Annotated in this window: 35 protein-coding genes; 34 read left to right on the forward strand and 1 reads right to left on the reverse strand. The window is 43.3% G+C overall.

Annotation, left to right across the window (positions count from 1 at the left end):
• Positions 1-14: 14 nt before the first annotated feature.
• The gene (locus Q1A08_RS19085; RefSeq protein ID WP_299775883.1) at positions 15-749 is read right to left on the reverse strand and encodes a LuxR C-terminal-related transcriptional regulator; all 735 of its coding nucleotides are present in this window, start codon (positions 747-749) and stop codon (positions 15-17) included.
• Between the two features lie 298 nt (positions 750-1,047).
• Between Q1A08_RS19085 and pepQ the strand changes: the two genes are divergently transcribed.
• From pepQ to Q1A08_RS19250, 34 genes are all read left to right on the forward strand, one after another.
• A complete protein-coding gene (gene pepQ / locus Q1A08_RS19090; protein ID WP_299775885.1) occupies positions 1,048-2,379 on the forward strand; it encodes a Xaa-Pro dipeptidase in 1,332 nt (443 codons plus the stop codon).
• Between the two features lie 99 nt (positions 2,380-2,478).
• Entirely contained in the window at positions 2,479-3,768 is a 1,290-nt protein-coding gene (locus tag Q1A08_RS19095; RefSeq protein ID WP_299775887.1) for an amidohydrolase family protein, read from the forward strand.
• Positions 3,769-3,970: 202 nt separating this feature from the next.
• On the forward strand, positions 3,971-4,570 hold the full coding sequence (locus tag Q1A08_RS19100) for a hypothetical protein (protein WP_299775889.1): 600 nt from the start codon (positions 3,971-3,973) through the stop codon (positions 4,568-4,570).
• 514 nt (positions 4,571-5,084) lie between these two features.
• Positions 5,085-5,570, forward strand: coding sequence for a hypothetical protein (locus Q1A08_RS19105; RefSeq protein WP_299775891.1), 486 nt, complete (start codon positions 5,085-5,087; stop codon positions 5,568-5,570).
• 111 nt (positions 5,571-5,681) lie between these two features.
• Positions 5,682-5,981 carry a hypothetical protein gene (locus tag Q1A08_RS19110; protein WP_299775893.1) on the forward strand — a complete coding sequence of 100 codons (300 nt, stop codon included), beginning with the start codon at positions 5,682-5,684 and terminating at the stop codon, positions 5,979-5,981.
• A gap of 104 nt (positions 5,982-6,085) precedes the next feature.
• Positions 6,086-6,517, forward strand: a complete 432-nt coding sequence (locus Q1A08_RS19115) for a DUF6386 family protein (protein ID WP_299775895.1) — start codon at positions 6,086-6,088, stop codon at positions 6,515-6,517.
• Positions 6,518-6,616: 99 nt separating this feature from the next.
• The gene (locus tag Q1A08_RS19120; protein WP_299775897.1) at positions 6,617-7,078 is read left to right on the forward strand and encodes a hypothetical protein; all 462 of its coding nucleotides are present in this window, start codon (positions 6,617-6,619) and stop codon (positions 7,076-7,078) included.
• 78 nt (positions 7,079-7,156) lie between these two features.
• Entirely contained in the window at positions 7,157-7,780 is a 624-nt protein-coding gene (locus Q1A08_RS19125) for a hypothetical protein (protein ID WP_299775899.1), read from the forward strand.
• 83 nt (positions 7,781-7,863) lie between these two features.
• The gene (locus Q1A08_RS19130) at positions 7,864-8,154 is read left to right on the forward strand and encodes a hypothetical protein (RefSeq protein ID WP_299775901.1); all 291 of its coding nucleotides are present in this window, start codon (positions 7,864-7,866) and stop codon (positions 8,152-8,154) included.
• A gap of 92 nt (positions 8,155-8,246) precedes the next feature.
• Positions 8,247-8,453 (forward strand): Imm27 family immunity protein, encoded by a 207-nt coding sequence (locus Q1A08_RS19135; RefSeq protein WP_299775903.1) that lies wholly within the window; start codon positions 8,247-8,249, stop codon positions 8,451-8,453.
• A 73-nt stretch (positions 8,454-8,526) separates the two neighbouring features.
• Entirely contained in the window at positions 8,527-8,910 is a 384-nt protein-coding gene (locus Q1A08_RS19140; RefSeq protein WP_299775905.1) for a hypothetical protein, read from the forward strand.
• Positions 8,911-9,001: 91 nt separating this feature from the next.
• A complete protein-coding gene (locus tag Q1A08_RS19145) occupies positions 9,002-9,550 on the forward strand; it encodes a hypothetical protein (protein WP_299775907.1) in 549 nt (182 codons plus the stop codon).
• 614 nt (positions 9,551-10,164) lie between these two features.
• Positions 10,165-10,437, forward strand: coding sequence for a hypothetical protein (locus Q1A08_RS19150; RefSeq protein WP_299775909.1), 273 nt, complete (start codon positions 10,165-10,167; stop codon positions 10,435-10,437).
• Between the two features lie 120 nt (positions 10,438-10,557).
• Entirely contained in the window at positions 10,558-10,986 is a 429-nt protein-coding gene (locus Q1A08_RS19155) for a protein export chaperone SecB (protein WP_299775911.1), read from the forward strand.
• 116 nt (positions 10,987-11,102) lie between these two features.
• Positions 11,103-11,495 (forward strand): hypothetical protein, encoded by a 393-nt coding sequence (locus Q1A08_RS19160; protein ID WP_299775913.1) that lies wholly within the window; start codon positions 11,103-11,105, stop codon positions 11,493-11,495.
• A gap of 110 nt (positions 11,496-11,605) precedes the next feature.
• Positions 11,606-12,232: a hypothetical protein gene (locus Q1A08_RS19165; protein ID WP_299775915.1), complete on the forward strand. Its 627-nt coding sequence runs from the start codon at positions 11,606-11,608 to the stop codon at positions 12,230-12,232.
• 49 nt (positions 12,233-12,281) lie between these two features.
• The gene (locus Q1A08_RS19170) at positions 12,282-12,767 is read left to right on the forward strand and encodes a DUF2004 domain-containing protein (protein ID WP_299775917.1); all 486 of its coding nucleotides are present in this window, start codon (positions 12,282-12,284) and stop codon (positions 12,765-12,767) included.
• Positions 12,768-12,900: 133 nt separating this feature from the next.
• Complete coding sequence (locus Q1A08_RS19175; RefSeq protein ID WP_299775918.1) at positions 12,901-13,188, forward strand: hypothetical protein; 288 nt, start codon at positions 12,901-12,903, stop codon at positions 13,186-13,188.
• Positions 13,189-13,307: 119 nt separating this feature from the next.
• Positions 13,308-13,514, forward strand: a complete 207-nt coding sequence (locus tag Q1A08_RS19180) for a hypothetical protein (RefSeq protein WP_299775920.1) — start codon at positions 13,308-13,310, stop codon at positions 13,512-13,514.
• A 193-nt stretch (positions 13,515-13,707) separates the two neighbouring features.
• Entirely contained in the window at positions 13,708-14,157 is a 450-nt protein-coding gene (locus Q1A08_RS19185) for a type II secretion system protein GspG (protein WP_299775922.1), read from the forward strand.
• A 65-nt stretch (positions 14,158-14,222) separates the two neighbouring features.
• Complete coding sequence (locus Q1A08_RS19190) at positions 14,223-15,695, forward strand: AAA family ATPase (RefSeq protein WP_299775924.1); 1,473 nt, start codon at positions 14,223-14,225, stop codon at positions 15,693-15,695.
• Entirely contained in the window at positions 15,692-16,357 is a 666-nt protein-coding gene (locus Q1A08_RS19195) for a hypothetical protein (protein WP_299775926.1), read from the forward strand. Before Q1A08_RS19190 ends, Q1A08_RS19195 begins: the two co-directional genes overlap by 4 nt.
• A 567-nt stretch (positions 16,358-16,924) precedes the next feature.
• Complete coding sequence (locus Q1A08_RS19200) at positions 16,925-17,281, forward strand: hypothetical protein (RefSeq protein WP_299775928.1); 357 nt, start codon at positions 16,925-16,927, stop codon at positions 17,279-17,281.
• Between the two features lie 36 nt (positions 17,282-17,317).
• Positions 17,318-17,665, forward strand: a complete 348-nt coding sequence (locus Q1A08_RS19205; RefSeq protein ID WP_299775930.1) for a hypothetical protein — start codon at positions 17,318-17,320, stop codon at positions 17,663-17,665.
• Positions 17,652-18,578 carry an excalibur calcium-binding domain-containing protein gene (locus tag Q1A08_RS19210; RefSeq protein WP_299775932.1) on the forward strand — a complete coding sequence of 309 codons (927 nt, stop codon included), beginning with the start codon at positions 17,652-17,654 and terminating at the stop codon, positions 18,576-18,578. The genes Q1A08_RS19205 and Q1A08_RS19210 overlap by 14 nt, the downstream gene beginning before the upstream one ends.
• Before the next feature lie 142 nt (positions 18,579-18,720).
• Positions 18,721-18,996 carry a CPCC family cysteine-rich protein gene (locus Q1A08_RS21520; protein WP_363323553.1) on the forward strand — a complete coding sequence of 92 codons (276 nt, stop codon included), beginning with the start codon at positions 18,721-18,723 and terminating at the stop codon, positions 18,994-18,996.
• A gap of 86 nt (positions 18,997-19,082) precedes the next feature.
• Positions 19,083-19,622: a hypothetical protein gene (locus Q1A08_RS19215; protein ID WP_299775934.1), complete on the forward strand. Its 540-nt coding sequence runs from the start codon at positions 19,083-19,085 to the stop codon at positions 19,620-19,622.
• Between the two features lie 264 nt (positions 19,623-19,886).
• Positions 19,887-20,513, forward strand: coding sequence for a uracil phosphoribosyltransferase (gene upp, locus Q1A08_RS19220; protein WP_299775936.1), 627 nt, complete (start codon positions 19,887-19,889; stop codon positions 20,511-20,513).
• A gap of 29 nt (positions 20,514-20,542) precedes the next feature.
• Positions 20,543-21,832 carry a uracil-xanthine permease family protein gene (locus Q1A08_RS19225; protein ID WP_299775938.1) on the forward strand — a complete coding sequence of 430 codons (1,290 nt, stop codon included), beginning with the start codon at positions 20,543-20,545 and terminating at the stop codon, positions 21,830-21,832.
• Between the two features lie 89 nt (positions 21,833-21,921).
• The gene (locus Q1A08_RS19230) at positions 21,922-22,206 is read left to right on the forward strand and encodes a hypothetical protein (protein WP_299775940.1); all 285 of its coding nucleotides are present in this window, start codon (positions 21,922-21,924) and stop codon (positions 22,204-22,206) included.
• Between the two features lie 127 nt (positions 22,207-22,333).
• The gene (locus tag Q1A08_RS19235; RefSeq protein ID WP_299775942.1) at positions 22,334-22,783 is read left to right on the forward strand and encodes an energy transducer TonB; all 450 of its coding nucleotides are present in this window, start codon (positions 22,334-22,336) and stop codon (positions 22,781-22,783) included.
• 51 nt (positions 22,784-22,834) lie between these two features.
• Positions 22,835-23,290, forward strand: a complete 456-nt coding sequence (locus Q1A08_RS19240; protein WP_299775943.1) for a hypothetical protein — start codon at positions 22,835-22,837, stop codon at positions 23,288-23,290.
• Positions 23,291-23,302: 12 nt separating this feature from the next.
• Positions 23,303-23,632, forward strand: a complete 330-nt coding sequence (locus Q1A08_RS19245) for a hypothetical protein (protein ID WP_299775945.1) — start codon at positions 23,303-23,305, stop codon at positions 23,630-23,632.
• Between the two features lie 237 nt (positions 23,633-23,869).
• Positions 23,870-25,471 carry a hypothetical protein gene (locus tag Q1A08_RS19250; RefSeq protein WP_299775947.1) on the forward strand — a complete coding sequence of 534 codons (1,602 nt, stop codon included), beginning with the start codon at positions 23,870-23,872 and terminating at the stop codon, positions 25,469-25,471.
• Positions 25,472-25,479: the final 8 nt, after the last annotated feature.

The following is a 25,479-nucleotide window of genomic DNA, read 5'->3' on the forward strand; positions in this document are numbered from 1 at the left end:
CGTACAGCAGAGCCTTACAACTGATAAGGCGTTAACAAACTGATTAGTTGCGCACGTTGATGAATATCTAGCTTTTGGTAAATGCGGCGAATATGTGTGCGGCAGGTGCTTAAGCTGATGTGTAATTGCTCGGCGATAGCCTGATCAGATAGCGCACCATTTAGTAATTTTAAAACTTCATATTCACGTTGGGTAAGTCCAAACTGTTTAATCAACAGCTGCCCGCTCTTCTTGCTTAGCCTGCGCATGCTATTGCGAAAATGCGGCGCGATAATATCCAGCATATTCAAATCTGTGGCTTCAAAGTTACTGCGTGCTTTGCTGCGCCATATGCGAAAGTCCGCTAGGTTCTCACCGCTTTCATCAAATACATACAGGTTTACCCCATAGTGCATGCCGTCGCGTGCTAAGAAGTCTTGGTAAAATTCGGTCTTTTCAAGATCTTGCTGCTGCATAATCTGATTGACCGATACCGCTTTGCTGCACTGGCGCATCTTGTGGGTAATGGGGTCGTGAAACTGAAAGTAATCCTTGTAGCGGCCAAGGTTGCTGTCATCTAGATTGAGTTGGCAGGGCTCGGCGAATTGTTGCTTATCGTTTTGCCAGATATAGGAGGCAAAGTGATCGGCATTAAGCAGGCGCAATAGTGCATGGCCGCAATCCATGCGTAGCTTATAGGCATCTTCAGCGGCGCTGAAGTGCTCGATCAGCGTTACGGTATCTTGCCATTGTCGTTGAGAAAGCCCCATATTGAGCCCCATCTATTGCTTAATTTGCTGTGTGCCGTAATGTGGCATCCTAATAGCCTGATCATCGGCGATTAGCTCACCATCAGCGATCTAGGCTTGAGGCCTAGTAGGGCGGCTACGTCCTATTTATGGTTATGGAGGTAGGCCAAGGCACAGCTGTTAATAGTAGTGTTGATAGCCCCTTCTAGTCTATGATGAAGTGAATAAAAAATAAACGACAAGCTTTGGGCCGCTGCTATATTAAAGCCCCCATCTTATGCCTGTTAGCCCACTAGGCAGAGTGAATTGTGAGGATAGAGTGAACTTTGAACTTAGCTACGGTAGCCACCTGGCCACCAAATTAGAACGCAGCCAAGCCTATATGCAAAACGCCGGTCTTGAGGCCGTGATGATTGGCTCGGGCGTGCAAGAGCCTATCTTCCAAGATGATTATTACCACCCCTATGTGGTGAACCCGTTTTTTAAAGAGTGGCTGCCACTCTTACAGGTGCCCAACTGCTACCTGCTGATTCGCCAAAGCGGCCGCCCTAGCTTGTTCTTCCATAAGCCGCTTGATATCTGGCATAAGGTATTAGCCATGCCAGATGATTTCTGGACAGCGCATTTTGATATTGTGGAATACGCCGATGCCGATCAGCTGAATAAGCTATTTAGCCCAATTAAAGGCGCGGCGGCCTTTATTGGTTTGCCAGAGGCTATGCCGCAAATCAGTGGTATTGAGTGGCAGCTAAACGAGCCAGCTTTACTGAATCACTTTAAGTTTTACCGTGCCTGCAAAAGCGAATATGAGCAGCAGTGTATCGAGCTGGCCAATCAGCAGGCGGCTAAATGTCACACTGCCGCCAAAGAAGCTTTTATGGCCGGCGCCAGCGAGTTTGAAATTAATCAGGCTTATCTCGGCGCCCTAGATTTGCGCGAACAAGATATGCCCTATGGCAATATTATCGCACTGAATGAAAACGCCGCTATTTTACATTACACCCATCTGCAAAAGCAGCGCTTAAACCACAGCCGCTCTTTTTTGATCGATGCCGGTTTTAGCGTTAATGGGTACGCGGCCGATATCAGTCGTACCTATTGTCGTGAAGAAAGCGAAATTGGCGTGCAGTTTATGCGCTTAATCAGCGAGCTAGATAAAGCCCAGCTAGCGCTAATTGATGAGCTAAAACCTGGTATGCACTACCTAGATGCCCATAAAGATATGCACCGCCGAGTGGGCGATATTTTACAAAGCGCTGGCATTATTAATATCGATGGCGAAGCTGCATTGGCCGAAGGTATTACCAGCAAATTTTTACCCCATGGCCTGGGGCACCTTTTAGGTGTGCAAGTGCATGACTTAGGTGGCTGGCAGCAAGATGAGGCAGGCACTAACCAAGAGCCACCAGCGAGCCACCCTTATTTGCGCTTAAACCGTAAGCTACAATCCGATATGGTCATTACCGTAGAGCCCGGCATTTATTTTATCGAGCCATTATTAGCCGAGCTACAAGCCAGCAGTCAAAGTGTTTGTGTTAACTGGCAATTAGTTGATGCCATGCGCCCATTTGGTGGCATACGCATAGAAGATAATGTAGCCATTAAAAAGGCAGGCAACGAAAACTTTACCCGAAAATACCTGCCGCATTAATCGGCCAGTGCACACAATGTAAACGAACATCGGGTGTCTATTGAGTAGAGAAATTAGAAAGAAAGCAGAAAGCGTAAAGAAAATAGAAAAAGAGAAGCGATGATGAAAAAAACAAAACTACTGGCACTGCTAGCCGCCAGCATTAGCATGCCAAGCTTAGCAGATACCCAAATTATTCACGCCGGCACATTATTGGCCGTGCCTGGCGAAAAGCCACTAAGCCAACAAAGCCTAATTATTAAAGATGGCCACGTACAAGAAGTAAAAGCAGGCTATATCAATGCAGCGGATGTTGGCGATGATGCAAAAGTTATCGATCTAAAAGATAGTTTCGTAATGCCAGGCCTAATGGATATGCATGTACACCTGCAAGGCGAGCTAGGCCCCAATAATGACAGCGAACGTTTGCGTATGTCTGATGCTGATGTGGCTATGCAAAGCGCTCATTTTGCTAAAAAAACCTTGATGGCAGGTTTTACCACGGTGCGCGATCTAGGTGCCCAAAGCCCGCAGCATATTTATGCACTACGTGATGCCATTGCCAAGGGCTGGTTAGATGGCCCGCGCATTGTGGCATCGGGTGGCGTTGCAGTAACCGGTGGCCATGGTGATGTTGATGGTATGCGTCACGATCTATTGGAAAAGTACACTTCTAAAACCATCTGTGATGGCCCATACGATTGCCGCCGTGCTACCCGTCGTGCCATTAAGTTTAATGCCGATGTTATTAAAATTACCTCCACCGGTGGCGTGCTATCCGATACCGATACCGGCACCGGCCAACAAATGGCCGATGATGAGCTACGCGAAGTTGTCGATGCCGCCCATGCTTTAGGTCGCAAAGTTGCCAGCCATGCCCACGCGGCTGAAGGCATTAATGCTGCACTGCGCGCCGGCGTAGATAGCATCGAACACGGCAGCTACGCCGATAAAGAAAGCATCAAGCTGTTTAAGAAAAACGGCGCCTATCTAGTGCCCACACTATTGGCAGGCGATACCGTAAAACAAATGGCCGAGAAGTCGAACTTTATGTCGCCCGCCATTAAAGAAAAGGCGATACGCGTTGGCGGCGATATGATGGATAACTTCAGCAAAGCTTACCGCGCTGGCGTTAACATCGCCTTCGGTACTGATTCCGGTGTATCTCGTCACGGCATCAATGCCGAAGAAGCCGTACTAATGACCAAAGCCGGCATGAGCGAAATGGATGTGCTGCAATCGGCCACCGTAAATGCCGCAAAGCTAATCGGCCAAAGCAAAACCCTAGGCACACTAGAGCCAGGTAAATACGCCGATATCATCGCCACCAACGGCAGCCCACTAGCAGATATTAAAGAGCTATTGGATGTCGATTTTGTGATGAAAGCCGGTAAGGTTTATAAGCTGTAGTAAGGCCAGCAACTTTAAACCTAAGGCAATTCTAAACCTAAGGCATCTAAAACCCAATAAGGCATTAGCCGCAAGGCTAATGCGCTTTACCCCATTTCAACGACTCGCTTGTAAGCAATCCATTAAAATTTGCTTTGATCAAGTAGAGCAATGCCAATACTGGTCATTGCTTTGTCTGCTGTAACCCAAATAATGAGACTGTATGAAATTTATACCAGTAGCCTGTATTGCACTGTTAACCGCATCTTGCGCCTCACAACAAACTTATAAGTTCTACCAAGGCCCCCAAAAGCTGCCAACAGAGCTTTCCACAATCAAGCCCAAACGACCATTTGCCGCCCCCGGCATTTATGTACGATATGTAGACGGAAAATACATATCCGAGTATGAGTCTATGGCTGGTTATCCGGCGACGGTTCAAGAAGCCAATATGCTAAAGCCACTGGTTTTTCAGGTAGAGCCAGGCCCGCATCGATTTAATGTTGGTTTCACCTATACCGATGTGGCTAACAAATTTGCCACAGTAAGCCAGATGACAAGCTCAGCCCTAGCAAGCGGCGTCGCAATCGGATCATCGAAAATCGTAAATTACCGACAATTTGCCGATATAGAAGTAAACACAAAAGCCAACAAGGTTTATCAACTTAACTACCAGTGGGACGAGAAAGCGGGCGTTACCTTTTACGTAGATGAGTGCGATCAACAAGAAAAGGCCTGTAAAAAGATTCCTGCCAAAATTGAAAAACAGGAATACACAATCACCCCGGGCTTGCCTACGGGCTACGATCTGCTGGCAAAGTAGCTAGGGCCAGTTTGAGTGATATTTGCTTGGTAATGGGCTTGCATCATAACTAACTAATAGTTGCAGCCCTAAAGCACATTAACCAAATGCCATGGCCTCTTAAAAGGGCCGGCACTTCAGCCTTATACAGTATTAATCGTAAATCGCTTAATCCTGAGTCTTCCGCTTAATTCGGGAATTAACTATTAACACTCTAAAACCTACCCAGTAATCAATCATTTACATAAAATATAGGGTTGCTTAAGATCTGCTACACAAGAGAAAAAGCAAAACACTGGCCTAAAAATGATGATATAGGCGCCAGGTCTGTTTAATTCGGTATGAATTTCCTGCTACTTGTAAAAGTGCAAATAAAACAATAAATTAGAGCTTTAGACAAAGGAATGCAGCTAGCGATTAAAACGGACACCATCCTATTATTTCTGAAATCCCCAAATTAATAAGACGCGTCCGCTTTTTGGTTGTAATTCTGCCTGTCTGTTTATTTAGCTGTTATGTTTCTGAGGGGCAATGAATGGCAATCTGGCAATTCCCAATTGAATTAGTACCTTCACAATGGGTTGAAACGAACGACTTTAATATTGAACTGCTCTATGGCGAAGAAGGGTATGATACGACACTGGCTTGGGAAAATTATCAGCCAAACAATAATTATAAGCAGATATTTACAGATATTTTGCCTGTTACTGATTCGTGGGATAAAGAATTAGAATTATGGGGCGATACAAAAGTTCATGATATTAGTGTTTGGTTCGATGAGGGTAAAATCTTTAGCATTGGGTTTAGGTTAGACTTAAGAGAACAAATTAGAGAGTTAGTTAATAAAATAATTTCTGCGGCAGAAAAACTAGATTGTTACTTCTTCGTGCCTGGTCAAAAGATTATATTTAAACCTGACTTTATTTCATTTATCCAATATGCTCGCCAATCTAATGCGGCAAAATTTGTAAATGATCCAATGAAATGCTTAGATGAAGTTGCAGAGAAACATAACAAGTAGCCGCACAGGAAAAATTACTCGCAAGCTTGTATTCTTCCTGTGGGCTAGGCGTTAAGCATCAAAATGAACTACGGATATACTAAACTGGCAACCAAATGGAATGAGACGGAAATGAACAGTATTGGAGTTCGTTTAATCAAGACTGCGCTGTTTTTTATTCCGCGAGCTAATCCCGATCAGGAAAAGCTATATCCATCTGTTGCCAAGTGGCTCATCGAAATAGATGAGCGCGGGATTCCAATACGAGAAATAGGAATAGATCAAGACAATGCCCCGGTATTTACTGCTCCAAATGATCGGAATTTTGGATTCTGGATGGACAGTGATAAGAGGTTTAAGGTTGATGAATTGGAGCCGTCTAGCTATGAAGAATTTGAGTCTTTTTGGCAAATGGTGGCACAAAATGCCTAACAAGTTGCCCAATTGTGCTCCGGCCGCAAAAAGCGCGGCCTGCGCGGGACAGCCTACACTGCGTTCCGGCCGCCCATTGGCAAAGCGTTAAGCGAAAGGGAAGTATGCGAGTACAGACAGATACAGCAACGATTTTGCTCTATGATTTAGCTTGTTTAAAGCATCGATTATCTGATGCATGTGACTGGTGGTCTATTCCCAGAAAAGAAATCGAAGAGATTAACTCTGGTAATGTCATATTTATTGGCACTGGGTGTGATGGTGTATTTGAAATAGAAATCACCGAGGACACACCTCCAGAAAAAGCGATTTCATTCACCATCAAAAATAAGTCGGGTAAGTTCTTCTTAGGTGGTGGAGAATGTGTTTCAGGTGAAGATCTGGAACCAGATGAGGATGATGGGATTTTTCTTGATTATCCTCCAGGTAATTACCAAGTTACAGCCTGGGAAGGTGAAGGTAAATGCATATTAAATATCTCATTAACAAGCAAACAAGCGGTCAACAGCTATGCATCCAGTCCAAAAATCCCTTAACAAGCATCAGCAACGGACTGTCAAACCTGTCACTCAAATTGCCGCGCAATTACGTGCCAGCTTTGCCAGCGGTTGTGCTGGGCGTTAGAAGCTCGAAGTATGGCACGTAGAAAACAACTAAGAGGTATCGCCGGGAATCTTGCGCAATGGTGCCTAAGTAGGAACTTTGACTCTGAAGGTTATTGGGCTGTCGGGAAGTTGTATGCTGAAGCCCAGCATAAAGGGATTAGTGCTATTACACTAAACCTGATAGAGAAAGAGTTTACTCCGAAATTGCAGGCTAAAGAGTACGCGGTCAGCTTGGGCTTATTATCAAAGGTGCTTGAGTGTTCAGTTAATTCTTCTAGAATTTCTGAAAGTTGGATTAAAAGTGTTGTCATTAGTTTTGAGTTTGAAGTTGAGTATGTACATAAATGGCACTATTGGGGCTCTGCTTTAGGCAAGCCTTTCAAGTGTAGGGTGTCAATCGAGAGTGATTTGAATAAAGAATATGCATATGAGACGGGTTGTAATGTCTGGGTTCACAACCCTAAGAGGGAGTGTCGCAGGTATGGCTTCTAACAAGTCAATGTTGTTCAGCGCTATCGCGCTCGGACTCACTAGCGTTCGCCGCAAATTGAAGCGTTATATCTATCGAATATGAGCAAAACATTACACATATCTGCAACAATCACTATTGTTTGCCTGCTGGTTATGCGGGTTGTTCCGTATTATGAAGGGCTTGCATTCGATAAGTTCTGGTCAATTCCAATGGGAGTTCTGCCTGTAGGATTGATTGCGTTCTTTACATTCATTGTGAGCGCTATCTCGTGCCTTATCGCAGTCGTAAAAAAACAGAAAAGTCTAAATCATCTTATAGTGATGGGATTGCTGCCTATTCTAGTGGTGGCGATTTATAAATTTCCATTCCCAAGCTACATAGATGGAATGCACAAAACAGTACAAGATGCCCTGCCACTAGATGAAATAGTAAAGCTTTCTATCGAGGCCAGGGAGATTAACCCCAAGTGGACTAATTATGAGGAACACGACAAACTTATAGAGAAGCTACGCACCAAATATCCCAATGCCTTAAACCTTTCCCACACACCCCCTAGAATCGGAGTGTCAGATAATCATGTCTCAGTATTTTATGGCAGTGCATTGGTAAAGCACTGGGGCTATTTGTTCACGGAGTCAGATAGTTTTCCTATCGAGCACATACCTGAAGGTATGTATAAGCAGGTTTATAAAGGTGTGTGGGTATACCATGATATCTGGTAAAAGGTATAACAAAGTTATCAACTACGCGCCTACGGCGCCGGACGCAGCAAAGCTGCGCCGGTTATAACGGCGTTAAACACCTTATGGGTATTGTTGAGCTCCACAATTACATCTCCGAAGTAGCAGAAAGTTTGCCCGAGGAAGAGAAAAAGCAATTACTAGAGCTTCGGGATTCACTTGACGAGTTAGGGCTAAAAGAGTGGGGCTATAAACTAGAGCTTTTCTCTGGCGATATGATTGAAAAAAATATTGGCGATTGGAACAAGCTAATTGTACTGCAAGGTGAGGCAGAGCGTGCAGGCTCATTTGAGGTTAAGCCGCTCTACGTACTGCTGATCCTGATCTTGGTCGTGTTGGTGATATACAATGTTTAACAAGCGCAAGCACACGGAACAACTTTCCGTTCCTTCGTCACTACAAGTTGTCCCGTGTTGCGGGCGTTAAATGTCTACAGGCTGAAAGATCAATGCAAGGAAAGGAAATAGACAAATTCCTAAATAAATACTGTGACAAAGTCGCAACCGACGAGTCAGGCTGGGAAATACTATATAGAGCTAAGAGTACGCAAGAGTATTGGGTAAAAACCTACCCCAATTCTGAGCAGCACGGTGGCGGCAAGCCAGTTGTAGTCAACATTAGTAAAGAGGCAGCAGAGGCCAAATTCGGTGTTTAATATTAAGTCACAACATTTAACAAGTGCAGGCATGCGACGCGGAAAAGCACCGCGCACATGCTGCAAGCGTTAAATGTCTATGAGAGTAATTGGCCTAGTATTTTTAATAACCTTTTTGATTGGTTGTGTTCATAACCAACCTTTCAGCGGTACCGAGGAATCGGCAAGGGAATTATTAATTGGTCAGTGGCATCTGGAAGGTGAGCCCACATCAATCACTTTTAACCAAAATGGTGCGGGTCTTATTGAGACCTATTTTAAGCCAGGGCATGTAACACTAGATAGTGAGCTTACTTGGTCTGTGTCAGGCAACCAGCTAATAACTGAGCCGGCGCTAGAATCGCAGGATAAACGGGCTAGGGAAACCTATATTATTCACCAGCCTTGTGGGGCTAGCGTGGTGCTAAAAAGCATCAATGGTAGGCGCGTATTAACACTTACGGAAAAAAACATTTAACAAGGCGGTGTTGTTGCCGCGCAAACGGCGCGCGGCTGGGACAGCTTGCGCGTTGCTCCAGCTGCCCCAAACCTTGGCGTTATAAATCGTTATGAATATCGATGAAATTTTCAAGATCGCAATAGCTGTCATAGCTTCGATAGGGGGTAGCGCCATACTCCTGGCCGCTTTTTCGAGTTGGCTTGGTAGCTTGTGGGCAAAGCGAATGCTGCAGAATGAGAGGGCAAAGCACTCAGAAGTACTGGAAGGTATTAAGAAGGAACTAGATATACTTAAGCAAAAAGAGATTACTCGCCATTTTGATAAGCTTGCGATCTATAAAGATGTGGTACATTTAATTAGTGAAATTCTCCGTGAGCTAGAGGCCGTTGGTACAGAAAAGCAGGATAAAATAAGCCCGGAAGTGGAGCATGCATTCGCTTTATCTCGAAATAAAGCTTATGGCTATCTAAGCCTTGTTTCAACTCAAGATGTGATGGATAAATACAACGACATGATCGACTTTTTCATACCGATTATGTATGAAGGCCAAAGTGCGAGCTGGATCGATATGAGGTCAAAAGCGGATGCGCTACTTAATGCAATGCGCCTAGATTTAGGTATTAGAGATAGTAGTATCATTTATCAGGGGGCAAGATAATTTATAACAAGTTGTGGCAGCAAGGGTGCTTCGCACCGGGACAGCTTACACTGCGTTGCAGCTTCCCCTGCACAAGGCGTTAGGCGGTATTATGGGTGTAGCAAATATTGTAAGAGAAATAGCCCAATTGGTGGGGGTCAAGCTGATCCCGTTGATGCCTATCATTGTTTGCAAATCGAAATATTAAAATTAATGCCCTATTACCTAGCAATTGGTAATCTTTCTTTATGGGAGGAGGCTTTTACCGAGGCCCTAACTGATGAAGATGATTTGTCAAATATTGGCGAGCTAATACGAGAAATTTTTGAGTTTGGTCGTTACAATTTATACTGTAAATTCGACGAGAAAAAAACAGTGGTGGCATTCAATAATCTTTGTGACACATTGAGCCGAAATAAAATTAATCATAACTTATTGAATTTAGATTTAGATTTAGGTGTATGGTAGTGCGCCTAACAAGGCCAAGCAATGCGGCCACTGAAAGGCGCGGCCGGGACAGCCAACACTTCGCTCTTTTGTGTTGTCGCTGTAGCTCCAAATTAACACAAAAGAGGCTACGTATTGGCAGCCCTTGTTGGCGACGTTATGTGCTTTACATGATTTAGAGTCTCGAAATGAATAAAAGATGGGCATTATCTGTATTTATATCGATGATTTTTGGCGTAGGAATAATCGCTTATTATCACTTAACAATAAAGAAAGCGATTTGTTTAAGCTCCGATGGTGTTTGGTCGGTTTTTTATGAAGGTTGTGACATTTCTGTGGAAGGTGGGTTTTATTCGATAACAATAAGCCCTGTCGCGATGGCAACAATTTTAGCTATCTGGCTATCGCTTATTGCACTCTTTTATCTTTTACTGGGCCGCTTTCATAGTTTAGGTAGATAGCAACTCAATGAATGAGATTACACATAACAAGTGGCTGTTGTGCGGCCGCAAAAAACGCGGCCAGGACAGCCTACACGTTCGTTTCGGCTGCCCCAAAGCCAAGCGTTATACGAAACCAATATGAAGCAATGGTGTGACATAAAGAATGAATTCGATACGGATGGCTCTCTGAGAGACATCTATGTAGAAAATATAGATTCGGCTGTTTGGAATGATTTTATAGGTGAGGTGAAGCGATCAAAGTACAAGTTTGAATTTTCCCACGGAGATGTCGAAAAGGAATTACCTTTTGATCTAAATGCAATCAAGAGTATGCAACAAGCTGATCCTACGACCTTATATATCTGGGTAACCGATAATATTCAGTTAAATTGTCATTTCTTCGTAGAAACGGAAATCGAGCTAGATGTTTCACCGCATGATATACAAACAGAAAGCGCATATTCCCAACTAGTAGCCTTCCTTAAATGGTTAGCAACAGTTACTAAAAGTGAGGTCAAATTAACTCATGAAGGTATACAAGAGCAGGTGATCTTAAGTGTCTGCTAGTAAATCGTATAACAAGGCCAAGCACAATGCCCGCTAAAAACGCGGGCGGACGGCCTACACTACGTTTCGGCCGCCTGTGTTGGCGGCGTTATGTTTTATCTCGAAGTGGAGTTTCGATGAAAGTTATTTATGTTCTAATTATTGGAGTTTTGTTATCCGCCTGTACCAACAGTCCGCCTCAAAAAAGTACTAGCGTTGAGTCTGAAAGCTCACAGGAAATTACTATTACTGGCACTAGAATTAAAAAAGCGGATTTACCTTCAGGGCCAAAATTAAAAATGGGATTGAATAAAGAAAATAAGAATAGTAACTTCATGGAAGCTCTTGCGACTATGCAGACTCTTCCACAGCCAAAAGATATCGGCGATTGTAATGGCCTACTAAACGCTTTAAACGGTGCTAAGTTAGAGTTTGTTGTAGTAAATTCAAATAAAGTAGTTTTAAAAAGAGAGCACGGGGTATACGAATACGCGTTCGATGATGACAGTTGCCCCACAAATAAAACATAACAAGTTGCATCAAAAAGGACGCATGCTCGCTGACCACTTTTTTCTTATTCTCTTCGGGATAAAAGGTCAGCAAGCATGCGCCTTTGTGCAAAGCGTTAGAGGAGAGGGTAATGACCAGGATTGCAATTATTATTTGTTTAATATTCATCACAGGGTGTGCATCTACCAGCAGTATTCCCTTGCTTCAGAAGTATGGGTCTTTGCCAGAAGGCTATGGAATTGTCGCAGTGGCTACTGGCAGAAATGAGGTTTCGGGTATCTCTTTTAGTAATTTGTCGTTTGTTAGCTATCACGTTATGAAAAAGAATCCTGTGGGTGAGTTAGAAAGAGTCAAGTTTCTTCCTGCGGAGCCTGGCGCACCTAAGTATCCACTAGGTAACTTAGGCAAAGGGAAGTACGGTTTTCTTCATATCTTTGAGATGCCTATTGGTGAGTATTTTTTAATTGGCCAAGAAGGAAGAGGAAGCAGTGTGGTTGTAGCTGGTGGCGGTGCATTCGGAGTTTTTGACGAAGGTTTATCTGCTACAGGAATTGCTTTCAAGTTTGATGTTAAACCTGCTCAAGTGAACTACTTGGGTGAAATACTAAACGTCGATGATAACTTGGTTACAAGTAGCATGCAGCTTTCTAACTTACTCACAAGAGATAAAGCGACTGCTCTAAAAATGAGTAAAGAGCTAAGTGGCATTCCTTTTGAGTTTACGCCGGTAAAACCTCTAACAAGAAGCGCCATGTGACGCAAAAAACGCGCACATGCGTTTTACGTTATGTTTTAAGGAGACATCATTGGATATACCGCCTTTTGGAAAAATAGATTCAAAAAATATTGAAGAATATTACGATGGTAGCGTAAATGTCGATGGCAAAGATGTAGAGATCGACCTCAATTTCGAATCTGAATCGGTTGATGATGAGCTGCTAGAATGCGTAGCGACTGTAACTTCTAGAGTTCCAGAGCTCGCTAACAAAGCATGGGCTGCAATATCTGAAGATTGGGACCTTGGTTCGGAATCAGAAACGGCAAGATTCTATTTGCAGCATCATCTAGATGAATTTAGTGAGGAAGAAATCGTTAAGCTCTTTGGTACTCAAAGCGTTGATAAGTCAGTCTTTTTAAAGGCATTATCACTAGTTCGAATAGGACTATACCCTGAAGATGATGAAATGTTCTCGTTATTTGATATTCAGCTTAATCAGGATCTAACTGACTATTTAATGTCTGTATCGATTGATTCGGATGGCCAAGTAACTGGAATAAGTTTTGAGAGTTAAAACATAACAAGTTGCTGCACGCTGGCAAATACTGCTACGCTCGTTTTTGTGCTTGTCGCTGCGCTCCAATGTTACACAAAAACGCTCTCCGCAGCATGTGCAGGTGAGCAAAGCGTTAAGTGTCCCTGAAATTATGGAATTTGATATTAATCCGAAATCTCTAGAAATGGTTAATGCTGTATGGGAAACACCTTATGGTATTGCTGCTGCGTTGCTGTTCTATAGTGGGCTAGCTGTATTGCTGATACTCATGGTAAAGCGTCATAATATGTCAATTGTGCAAGCTTTGCTGGCTCTAGTTGGGCTAAAAAAAGTGCCAGAACGCGATATGATTTTTAATCTATTTTTTGGTGTCATTGTCGTTGGCTGCTTGGGTATGCTGGTTATTTCACTGCAGATTGTTGCCGATGTTGCAAACTAATACACTTAACAAGGTTGGCCATTACGCCCGGCCAAAAAACGGCCGAGCGGGACAAGCTACACTGCGTTCCGCTTGCCCATGCCAACAGCGTTAAATACTACGGAGTTGGTAAGGTATAGATGAAACTTAACCTTCTAAATCGAATAGGGCTTGCTGGTCTGCTAGTTGCGATGGCAGTGGGTGCAGCGCTTAACTTTATGTCGTTTAAGGGTGAGATTTATGATGAGAGTATCTTTGTAGCTCTGCCTATAGTTGTTGCCAACATTGGATTTGCCCTAGCATTTTTTGTGGTGGGTATTTGTGGTGGTACTTTTTTGGTGACGTAAAGCGAGAGTATAACCTAATAATCTTATCTATTTATGCCAGTAGTATTTTTGTTGGTGGATTTTGGGCGTACCATATTTTTAAGGCGACTGAGAGCGGCGATGGCAATATTTAACAAGTACAGGCAGGCGGACCAATTTTCCGCCTTGCTCCAAATTAGCCCGCTGCTGTAAGCGTTAGGCCTACAATTTACCTATGAGATATTTAAAGCTAACTGGAAAGGCTTTCATTTTGCTTTTTTCGATAATCGGGTTTATATCTTTGTTCGCAATTGTAGATCCACTGCCTGGCATCGATGAGGCAAGAAATCAAAAAGTTAAGATCGATCTAAAGGTCATTGAAATGGGGCTGCAAGTATTTTACTTAGATAACGGGGTTTATCCGACTTCGGAGCAAGGTTTGCAAGCTTTAGTACGCAAGCCACAAGGGAAGGCGCCGTTCCTCAATTACAAGAGCGAAGGCTATCTAGAAGCACTTCCTGTTGACCCTTGGGGGAACGAATATGGATATAAAAACATAGGTGGTGATAGAGAACGCCACAGAATAATATGGAGTAAAGGTAGCCCGAGTTCCGGTTACCAGATATCTATGTGGGTTAAAAGCCCTAACAAGAAATTGCAGGCCGACGCAAAAAAGCGCGGCTGAATTAAGCGTTAGGGCACTGCGCGTTGTCAATGCTGGTATTTAAGCAATATATAAAGGAGTAGAAATTGTCGTTTAAAATCACGGAGGCATTTTTTGACGGTCGTATCTTGCCACTTACATTTAATACAGAAGAGTCTATCAGTGAAAATCACTATACAGTGGTTGTTGGTAAAAATAGCATCGGAAAAAGTCGGCTATTAAGCGCAATTATCGGATCATTTGAGTCGCTAGGGGAAAGCGGGCGTATTCAAAAAAATAGATCGGGTCTGGGCCGGCGAGCAGATACTGTTTTAGATGATTTCTCTTTGATATATGAAAAGGATGGGGCTGTAGCTGGTTTAACCGTAAATCGTGGTAAATGTGAATATTCGGGGGAGTTTGTCTTAGGGGGTGATCCCAATGACACCTTGCCAAATAAAATTGTAGCGACGTCAACGACACCCTACGATAAATTCCCGATGGGGCGGAAGAACCCGAAAAGACCAGATACAAAATGCAGTCGGTACACCTATCTCGGCGTTAAAAGTGGATTTGGCCCCCAGTCGTCAGTCTCGTTATTAGATAGATTAGTTGATTCATTATTCCGATCTTCAAAAGAGGGCCAACTTAAGCTGGATAAAATAAAAGGAGTTTTTAATTTTTTGGGTTATTCGCCCCTGTTAACAGCAGAGTACCAGTTTGACATATCACCAGGACGATTCTTGTCACTTCTTAACGAGCACGGTATTAACCCTTCTGAGGCTCAATATAAACATCCCAGAGTCCGTCGGGCTTTAGACATTTTGTCAGGTGATAAGTTGTTATTGGATAAGGTTGTTGAAGCGTATGTTGAGTTGAAAAGAAATCTTGGTATGGAGAGACGGATAGTTTTCGATGTTGGGTTTGAAGGCAACTATCTTCCTGAATATCTTATTGATTTATTTGAACATACTGAGCTTCTTAGAAACTTGGGGTTGATGAGGTTATCAGACATACATCTTTATTCTGACTCTTCGATGAATGAACCCGTTAGTGTTCGTGATCTGAGCTCTGGTGAACAATGCATTATCGCAACAATAATTGGTATAGCTAGTGAAATTGAAGATAGCTCATTAATTTGTATTGATGAACCAGAAATTAGTTTGCACCCTGAATGGCAAGAAAAGTATATAGACCTTCTGTTAAAAACATTTGATTCATATAGAGGCTGTCACTTCATAATCGCCACGCACTCACCGCAGATAATATCAAGGATTCATGGAAAGAACTGCGCAATTTTAAAAATGAATAGTGGTGAGTTACTGCCCTCTGATAAATACTATAGGAAATCTGCTGATTATCAGCTTGCAAATATATTCGGTGCACCAGGGTCGTCAAATGAGTATGTAACCAGAGAGTGCCTAAATTTAATTACTAAGATAAGCAAAGGTAGTGCGACCAAGAAAGAAATAAGAAGTGAGGCTGAACCATTAATCGAAATGAGGCCGCTGCTAAAAGATAATGATCCAGTATCCTCATTGCTCGATGCATTGATTCTTGCATTGGAGTATGAGTCTTGAAAATACAGTCGGCTGTTGTTTATTCAGAGGAAAGCCAGTTAGTAGTTGATCAATATGAGAGTGATAGAGCAAGTCAGAATCATAACTATTGGTCAGATGATGAAGTGGAAGAGGTTAAACGTGAGATAAAGTCACACTATAAAAGCGAGCAGAATCTGACTTGCGTATACTGTAAAGTAAAGTACCCTGTCCAGCACTCGGCTGTTTGGGATGTTGAGCATATCGTTGCAAGAGAAAACTCACCCCACTTCATGTTCACACCGAAAAATTTATGCGTCGCATGTAAAGACTGCAACAATGAAAAGAGTAATAAGCATGTTCTAACTAATAGAAGAAGAGTGAGATACCCGACCAGAAGCAGTGACTTTACAATCATTCATCCTCATATTGATAACTATGATGATCATATCGCCATCCACTTAGGAACTATATATTCGCCAAAAAGCGACAAAGGAAGAGAGACTATTGAAGCATGCGGGTTACTTAGGTTCTCTTATAGCGCTGGAGGCTGGAACAGCGCTATAACTCAAATACCAGATCTAATGGAAACTGCAAATAATATGTTGAATGAGGAGAGTGAGGCTGTGAGGGATCAATTGATGATGCAGATTCTTTTGCTAGCTCAAATCCAGCTGAGTAACTCACTTTTGATAGATGATTAAGGCCCTAACAAAGCCATGCAATCTGACTCCGTAACCTGTCACGCCTTGTGCGTGCCGCACAAAATCGTGCCAGATTCCTACGCAGTTGATAACGCCGTTATGTGTCACCAAGGCAATGAAGTATAAAAATATTTATTCTGCGATACATAATTTCGGTGATAGTTTTACAAGTTTCATGAACTATACCGAAAATGGATATGTCATTAGTGATTTGCATGAGATTCATCGCAAGGGCATCGATATTGAGCTGAATTGGCTTACAAGAGAATTTCAGCCAGCTGAGTATGCTACAGAGGGTATCCTTAAATCTATTGGGTATTGGGGGGGATCATTTGAGGGGTCATCTTGCTAGTGAAAATGTGGAGTTAGAGCGTTTAACGTCAATTTTTTTCAAGTGGCCTGCTCGGCAACGAAAATTCATGCTTGCTACTGATGATCGCGGCAAGGAATATAAGATTTACGTAAATGAGATCAAGTAAAACACATAACAAGGCGGTCAATGGCGCCTGCGGCTGGACTTCCTTACGCTGCGCTCCAGTCAGCTGAATGAGGCGTTAGGGGCACTCCGTGATGAGACTGCTGATATTTCTGGTTATTCTATTTGATCCCGCAATCGCTTCTTCCGAAGATTGGGGATTCGAATCTAGGTCAGTAGCTTCTATCAAGCTAAATCGAGAGGTTGCTCCTGGAGAGTACAACTTGATATCTTGCTCTATTGTCGATTCAGCTGGAATGATAAGAACTAAAGAGGGGAAAAGTTTTGGCTTCTGTTTTACCGAAGGTAGCGACAGCAGGATGGCTGTTCTTAAACTGACAGAAACGACCCAAGAAATATGCTTATGGCAGCATACGGGTTATTGCGATGAAGGAGGGATGTGTGAAAGTTATTCTATTCTCAATGACTGCGCCATTGTTCACCCCTAACAAAACACGGCAGCAAAGGCGCTTCGGATGGTTGATATGAGAAGATTTGCGCTTTTGATGTTGTTAGTGGGGGTCCTTATCTCTTGTCCAAGAGTAGAAAGCAAGGAAGGCATGCAATTGTGGGTAATGATCAAGATGGATTCCTACTTTCGTACACAGAAAGAGCTTAAGATTGTCGATGAATTAGCGAATCTTATTGAGCAGAAGAAACTGGGCCTTTTAGATGGCCATAGTAGCGGTGGTCATCAGTTTGAGGTCAATTTTTATGAAATATCAGATTTTGCAACTGCTAAATCAGTAGTTGAGTCGTTTATTAATGATAATTACCCCAAACTTTCATACATTGTCTCCAATGATTACGAGATGCTTTATGAAACGCTATAACAAGGTGCTGCTAGGAAGAAAGGCTATACTTGTGTTTAAGTTTTTTATTAGTGCTTTATTACTATTGGTCTCATGCACAGCTACAGCTGATAATAATCTTGCAACCTGCTTAAAAGGGAAATACCCTTCTTTGTGCAAAAAACACTTGCTAACGGAAGCTGAAAAATCACAAGTTCTAAAGGCTGAAAAACGGGAAAATCTAAAAATTTGTCTAGTAGGAAAATACCCCAGATTATGCAAGCAGCATTTGCTAACCCAAATCGAAAAGGAACAAGTGCTACAGGCTGAAAAACGGGAAAATCTAAAAATTTGCCTAGTAGGAAAATATCCCAGCTTATGCAAACGGCATCTCTTAACTCAAACCGAAAAAGAACAAGTACTACAAGCTGAAAAGCGGGAAAATAACAAAATTTGTCTAGTAAGAAAATATCCCAGCTTATGCAAACAGCAACTACTGACCCAGTCTGAAAAAGAACAGGTGCAAAAGGCAAAGAAACAAGAAAATCACAACAACTATTTTTATGAATCCGCTCCTGACATTGTACAAGCCGAATCTCAACAACCCCATTCAATCCCTTCAATCCAAAGCGCTTACAGTTCCCCGTCATTTAATTATGAATTAAATACAGAAGGCTCTAATGGAATCAAAAATATATATAACAGTTCAACAAAATATTACTGTCAAAACCTTACAGCGTCAGAAGCGAATAACCTGTATCTTGCTGGTCATACATATCTAGACGCTGATAGTGACGGTATTCCATGTGAGTGGGAAAGTAGCAAATATAGCTCTGGAGAGACATACAGTACAAAGGCGTATTCTCCACCCTCATACTCTGGAAACTGTCACTATGTCTCTGGCTATACAAGGAAAAATGGGACTTATGTTTCTGGATATACTCGGTGTAGATGAAAGTCCTAAAAAGGACGGTAACAGCGGACTTGCCTATGCAGCGGTTGAATTTTGGTTTCGTGACTTCGTTTTCGGAAAGCCCTTTGTGTAGGCGTTGAATGTATGAGCTAATGAAATGAAGTTGGAAGAGTTTGAAATTGGCATGCGGCCAGTTCAGTGTGGTTGTTGTGATTACTTCTCTCTAGCAGAGCGAGGTAGATGTTTAGTTTGCCCGGTTTGCTTTTGGGAAGACGACTACGATTGTGTTTCCAATGAGAGAATTTGCGTGGAAACCAGATCAGATCTTAATGGGGACTCAACTCTTAGAGAGGCGCGAGAGAATTTCAAGGTATTTGGTGCTTGGCACAATGAATTTTCCGAAGTAGTTATAAGTAAAAAAGAAAGAGACACCTTGAGGTATGAACCTAGAGACATATAACAAACTATGGTTCAGAACTTTAATAGCTTCGATTTCCCCTCCACTTTAATAATCCGTACATTAATGCGCTGTGCGCTATAAAGAGCATGATTGACTTTATTGTTTTTGTATTAATTATAGTGACGATAATGGGGTTTCTATTGTCGTTTCCTTTGTTAGCTTATTACTTAACAACCGCAGAGAACATTAAAGACCATTGGTGGAATGTAATGTGGTCAATAATTAATGATCACACAGGGCTGCCCCCAAAGTTAGTGGTATTCTTCTTTATTCTCTGCCCCGCAGGAATATTTGGCTTCATTACAGGAGTGTACAATTTAGATAGCAGTAAAAATTACATATTTGCAGCTGAAATAGCTGGGTTGACTGGCCTGATGTTTAGTAATAAAAGCTTCCTTAGGATTCATCGAGAGACTTTAATCGCGAAACTAGCGTCTTCTTCGTATTGCATTTTCATAGCTATCACGTCATATATGTACGCAATAGGATCAGTTGATACTGACTTCATGATGAAGAACTGGGTTTTATACTCATTAATATGGGGCGGGCTACTTTTTGTCGCTCTAGTTAGGCTTAAAACCCTGGAATTAAAGAATGTACAAGGCGGTCAAGAAAAATCGCCATGAATTACGTGGCTGTCTACCGATAAGTGCAGCTGAGTGGCTGCCCAACCCCCCCCCAAAAAAATAGCAATTAAGCCGCCAAACAATTCCTTTTGACTCAAGCTCAGCATATGAGAAAATTGCCGCACTTATAGGTATAGCTGCTCGACAAGCTATAGGGCAGCTATATCACCGTAGAGCCATTCGCTAGCTCTCCAAGCATTTACCACCGGGGTCGCTGTTTATCCAATAGCGCTGCCCGCAACACTCCAGATCCACGAGGTAGCCATGAGTGTACATGAAATTCGTCATCCTTTAGTTCGCCACAAGCTAGGCATTATGCGTAAGAAAGATATGAGCACTCGTAGCTTTCGCCAGCTAGCTGCAGAGGTGGGCAATTTGTTAACTTACGAGGCGACTAAGGATTTAGAGCTCGAGGAATGCCAGATCGAAGGCTGGTGTGGTGATATTACGGTCGAGCGCATTAAAGGGAAAAAGGTAACTGTAGTGCCTATTTTACGCGCTGGCTTGGGCATGTTGGATGGCGTCTTGGAGTTGTTGCCCAGCGCTAAGATCAGTGTTGTTGGCTTGTATCGCGATGAGGAGACCTTAGAGCCGGTAAGCTATTTCGATAAGCTTGCGGGCGATATTGACCAGCGTATGGCTTTGGTGATCGATCCTATGCTGGCCACGGGTGGCTCGATGAATGCCACTATTGATTTGCTTAAGCAGGCGGGCTGCACATCGATTCGTGCATTGGTGCTGGTTGCTGCCCCGGAAGGCATTAAAGCTGTTCAGCAGGAGCATCCAGATGTGGATATTTACACCGCATCAATCGACGATCACCTAAATGAAGCCGGTTATATTATTCCTGGCCTTGGTGATGCCGGCGATAAAATTTTCGGCACTAAGTAACGGCTCAGCTTCTTCTATTGGTAAATGTTATGAATAACGATCATTCGCCTGCTTCTTGGCGTACGGTGCTGGCCGGTTTACAAATGCTGTTTGTGGCATTTGGTGCCTTGGTGCTTATGCCGCTGATTACCGGTTTAAACCCGAGTGTGGCTTTGTTTACCGCCGGTGTGGGCACGCTGCTTTTTCAATTAATTACCAAGCGTAGCATCCCTGTATTCTTGGCCTCCTCATTCGTGTTTATTGCACCTATTGGTTTTTCCGTAGAGCAGTGGGGCATAGCGGCCACTATGGGGGCTTTGTTTTGCGCAGGCCTGGTTTATGTAGTGTTAGCCGCTTTGGTCGCTTGGCGTGGGCCTGGGTTTTTACATCGCATCATGCCACCGGTGGTTACTGGGCCAATTATTATGGTGATTGGCTTAAGCTTGGCACCACTGGCGGTGAATATGGCCATGGGTAAAACCGGTGATGCCAGCGCAGAGCTATTCCCCTATGTTGACGCTATGTTGGTTTCTATGCCGGCGCTAATCACTACGCTTTTAGTGGCGACATTAGCCAAAGGCGTATTTAGGCTGGTGCCAATCTTGGCAGGTGTTGCCGTGGGTTATTCCATTGCCTTCTTTATGGGGATGGTTAATCTTGAGGCCGCAAACGCAAGCCCTTGGTTGGCAGTGCCGGATTTTATCGCCCCAGAATTTAATATAGCCGCCATACTATTTATGCTGCCGGTCGCTATTGCTCCTGCTATCGAGCATGTTGGTGATGTGCTGGCGATCTCTAATGTTACCGGTAAAAACTATATCGAAAAACCCGGCCTTCATCGCACGCTTGCCGGTGACGGTGTAGCAACATCCGCAGCCGCCCTTTTTGGTGGCCCGCCGAATACGACCTATTCGGAAGTAACCGGCGCAGTAATGCTAACCAAAGCGTTTAATCCCGTAATCATGATATTTGCAGCATGCTTCGCCATCGCCCTAGCCTTTGTGGCAAAGTTTGGCTCGCTGTTACAAACAATACCCACCCCAGTTATGGGCGGCATACTGATTTTACTATTTGGCTCAATCGCCAGTGTGGGTTTGAATATTCTGGTCAAAGGCCAGGTTGATATGAGCTTGCAACGCAACCTCGTTATCGTATCAACTACCTTAGTTTTCGGTATTGGCGGCATGGTTCTTGGTCAGCAAGGCTTTAGCCTACAGGGCATTAGCCTGTGCGGATTAGTGGCCATTATCCTGAATCTGATTTTACCTCGTGGCGATGAAAGTGAATCCTTAAATGCAGAAAAGGAAATTGTTGAGTCGATGACGAAGGGTGGGGATTAGCGGTATCGCCCCATTGTTTGTTGCTAAGCTATCTTACATAGTGGCGATTAAGTAATAACTACAATTTAAACTCATACTACGGATTGATTATGGAAGAACTAGAAGTTAAATGGATGCACGCAGTACACGTTTGGTGGAGTTTGCTCTGGAGAACGATGGCTTGGGTTATACCCCTATCTTTTGCGTCTGGAGTGGTTTTTGACCTTCTTTTTGCAGCGTTTAGAGCAGATATTCAAGAATATATTATAATTCCTCAGTTATCTGGCTTTCTGATTGGTGTTTTCATTTCAATTTATGTAACGAAAGAAGTGTTGGTGAAAACATTTAAGGGCTATCGTATAGCCTTAATAAAAGTTGAGGACAGTGCCGAGTAAGATATATAGAGATCGTTTCTGAGTAGAATTTAGTCATTCTGAATGATGGGGGCTTATTTAATGTTCAGAAAACTAATTAATATATTTACAGTAAGGGTCGATCTATAAATAAACTAAAGGAATAGTAATGCGATACATTTTAATTTTGTTGATTCTATTAACTACTGCATGTTCAAACAACGTGGCCCAAACTATTTATATGCCCAATGAAAAGGCGACTGATAAGGCGGGAGAAAGAAAGCATAGATTGTTACATATGCCTAAAATGAAATACCCTCGATTTTTATGGAATCGGGGTATAGAGGGCTTTGCGGTTGTTGAGTTTGATATTGATGAGAAGGGGCTTACCCAAAATCATAGAGTAATCGAATCGGAAAGAGGTGAGGTTTTAAGTGAACCTGCTATCGATCATGTGCGTAAGTTTAAATATAGCCCTAAGATGGTTGATGGTGTCGCCGTTATGGCAGAAGGGGTTCGTCTGCGTATTTCCTTTTGCTACCCAAGTCGAAGGCATGAAGAGGGTTTTGTCTTTGAAAATAGATCCGAGAACTGTAATCGCTTACACCCGGAAGAGTAGAAGTGCTTATGTTCACCAAAAGGGGCTGTTGTCATCAATACAGAAAATAACATGGATATGAGCTTCATTGATTCAATTGATTGGGGGAGTATGCAACACGCTTACGGAGAAGCATCGAATGCTCCTGCAGAAATAGCTAACCTGCTTAGTAAAGATGAGGATAAAAGAGACGATGCAGTATATGGATTTCTTTATAGTTCGGCATATCATCAAGGTACAATATACTCATGTACACCAAGTGTAATGCGATGCGTAATCCATATTATCCGAAATGAGGGTATCACTTCGTTAGAAACTATAGGAAAGCCACTTATTCAGGAGCTTCTAGGTTTCTTAAATGCTTGCGCTTTTACATGGCGATTTGAACCTGATATAGCGAGCGCTGCTTTTGAAGGCCGTGATTTATACAGGGAGTATATTGATCACCCTGATCGCAAAACATCTGCTCATGCTCAAGAGCTTTTAAAAATTTGTGAGCAGTACGAAAATAACCAAAAAGTCCGTTAACGGGGCAGTAGATTGAAATATATTCCAAATAAAATCTCTTTGGCTGAGCGACTCTGGAATATAGCGTTGTCTGCCTTGTTATTGATCTATGGCGGATACGGAATATATATCAATGATTTATATCTGCCAGCAAGGACTGGATCAGGGCTTAGTTTGCATGATGGGCCTGCAATACTGATGTTTGGGGCCTTCGCTTGTGGGGCTTTAGTGATGTTGTCAGTTGTTGTTGATCACTATGATGAGCGTGATAATGAGTACAAGTACCAGGTCTTCGCTAGGGTGTTTAAATACCTTGCTTGGAGCCTGTTCGCTGCGGCTTTAATTTACAACCTGCTAAATTAAGCGCTTTATAAATGTGTCACTTAACTCAGCATTCCCCTTCGCTGCTTGAAAGTCTTATGACACCTGTTCTTATAGCCATCCCTGCGCCGCTGGAGTAAGCTTAAAATCCAGTCGCTGTATTCGTTCCCGGTGGTCGCGATAGCTTGGTCATTTCTGGCCTGGGTTGCGCGGGTTCTTTGTGGTCTGTGTGCCTGTGCAAAACAGGTGCTTTACTACCACCGCCGGAGGGATTCTAAAATGATTAAGCAGGGTAAATATCAGGCCTTTATTGGAAGTGTATTGCGAGGCTGCCGCTCGTTCTTTTCTGTTCCGTTTTCCTTATCTTTTCTACCGTGCTTTGCTTTGAGCTTGTCTCTGGGTCTTAGCGCTACGGTACAGGCCCATGAGGGGCATCAAGATGAAGATATTATCTTGAAGGATCTGGGGAATCTTGGTGAGGTCGATTTTAAAGTCTCTTGTGATAAGCCTGCGCAAGAAGCTTTTAATACGGGCGTGGCTTTACTGCACCATATGATGTATGCCCAGGCCGAGGAGTTATTTCAAAAGTGGAAGCAAAAAAGCCCAGGCTGCGCCATGATGCATTGGGGCTATTCCATGTCGCTGTTTCACCCACTATGGCCAGATAAAATCTCTAAGATGGCTTTAGCCAAAGGGCAGCGGGCTATTAACAAAGCGGCTGCTTTAAAAGTCCCCGTACGGGAGCAGGCTTATATTCAGGCTGCCGCTGAGTTTTATAAAGATTGGAAAACTGTCGCTGAGCCCCAGCGCATTAAAGCTTGGGCAGATGCCCATAAGGGTATTTATAAACAGTACCCTAAGGATGTAGATGCTATTGCCTTCTACGGTTTGGCGCAGTTAGTAGTGGCTTCCAAAACGGATAAAACCTTTTCCGCAAATAAAAAAGCAGGCGAGTTGTTGGCAGGGATCTTAGAGAGTAACCCTCTTCATCCCGGCGCTATTCACTATAGTATTCACGCTTACGATAATCCGGTACTGGCCGAAGTTGGTGCTGAACCTGCTCGCGCCTACGATAAAATAGCACCCGATGTACCTCATGCTTTGCATATGCCCACTCATATTTTTGTGCGTTTAGGCGAGTGGAAAGATGCAATCAGTTGGAATGCGCGCTCGGCCAAGGCCGCACTTAAATACCCGTCGCATGGTGCAACCTCAATGCACTATGTGCACGCGTTGGATTATTTGATTTACGGCCAATTGCAGTTAGGTAATGGGGCAGAGGCCGTAAAGGTATTCGAGCAGAGCCATGCTCACCACCCAATGCAAAATACTTTCCCGGTCGCGTATGCGCTTTCAACTATGCCGGCTCGGATATCTTTAGAGCAGCAACAGTGGCAACAAGCCAGCCAGCTGAAAACTCACGAGCCAAGCTATATCAACTGGGATAACTTCCCTCAGTTGGAGGCCATCAGTTACTTTGCCCGTGGCCTAGGCGCCGCGAGAAGTGGTAACTTGGATGCCGCACGCAATGCCTTAGCTACGCTAAATCAATTGCATGCTAAAGCAACCGCCATTAGCCCCAACTACTGGGCGCCATTGGTTAATGCCCAGCGTAAATCAGTTAAGGCTTGGTTGTTGTTTGCTGAAGGTAAAAAACAAAAGGCTTTGGCTTTGCAACGTGAGGCAGCTGATATCGAAGACTCCCTTGATAAAGACCCAGTAACACCCGGTGCGGTGTTGCCTGCTAGGGATTTACTTGGCGATATGCTGCTATTGGATGGTAAGCTTGAGGCCGCACAGCAGGCTTATAAAGCCAGCTTAAAAATTGGCCCTAATCGCCGTTATAGTTTAGAGGGCATTAAGAAGGCTAAACAAATTTAAGGTGAGCT

The sequence above is a fragment of the uncultured Pseudoteredinibacter sp. genome, from assembly GCF_947500695.1.
Taxonomy (GTDB): domain Bacteria; phylum Pseudomonadota; class Gammaproteobacteria; order Pseudomonadales; family Cellvibrionaceae; genus Pseudoteredinibacter.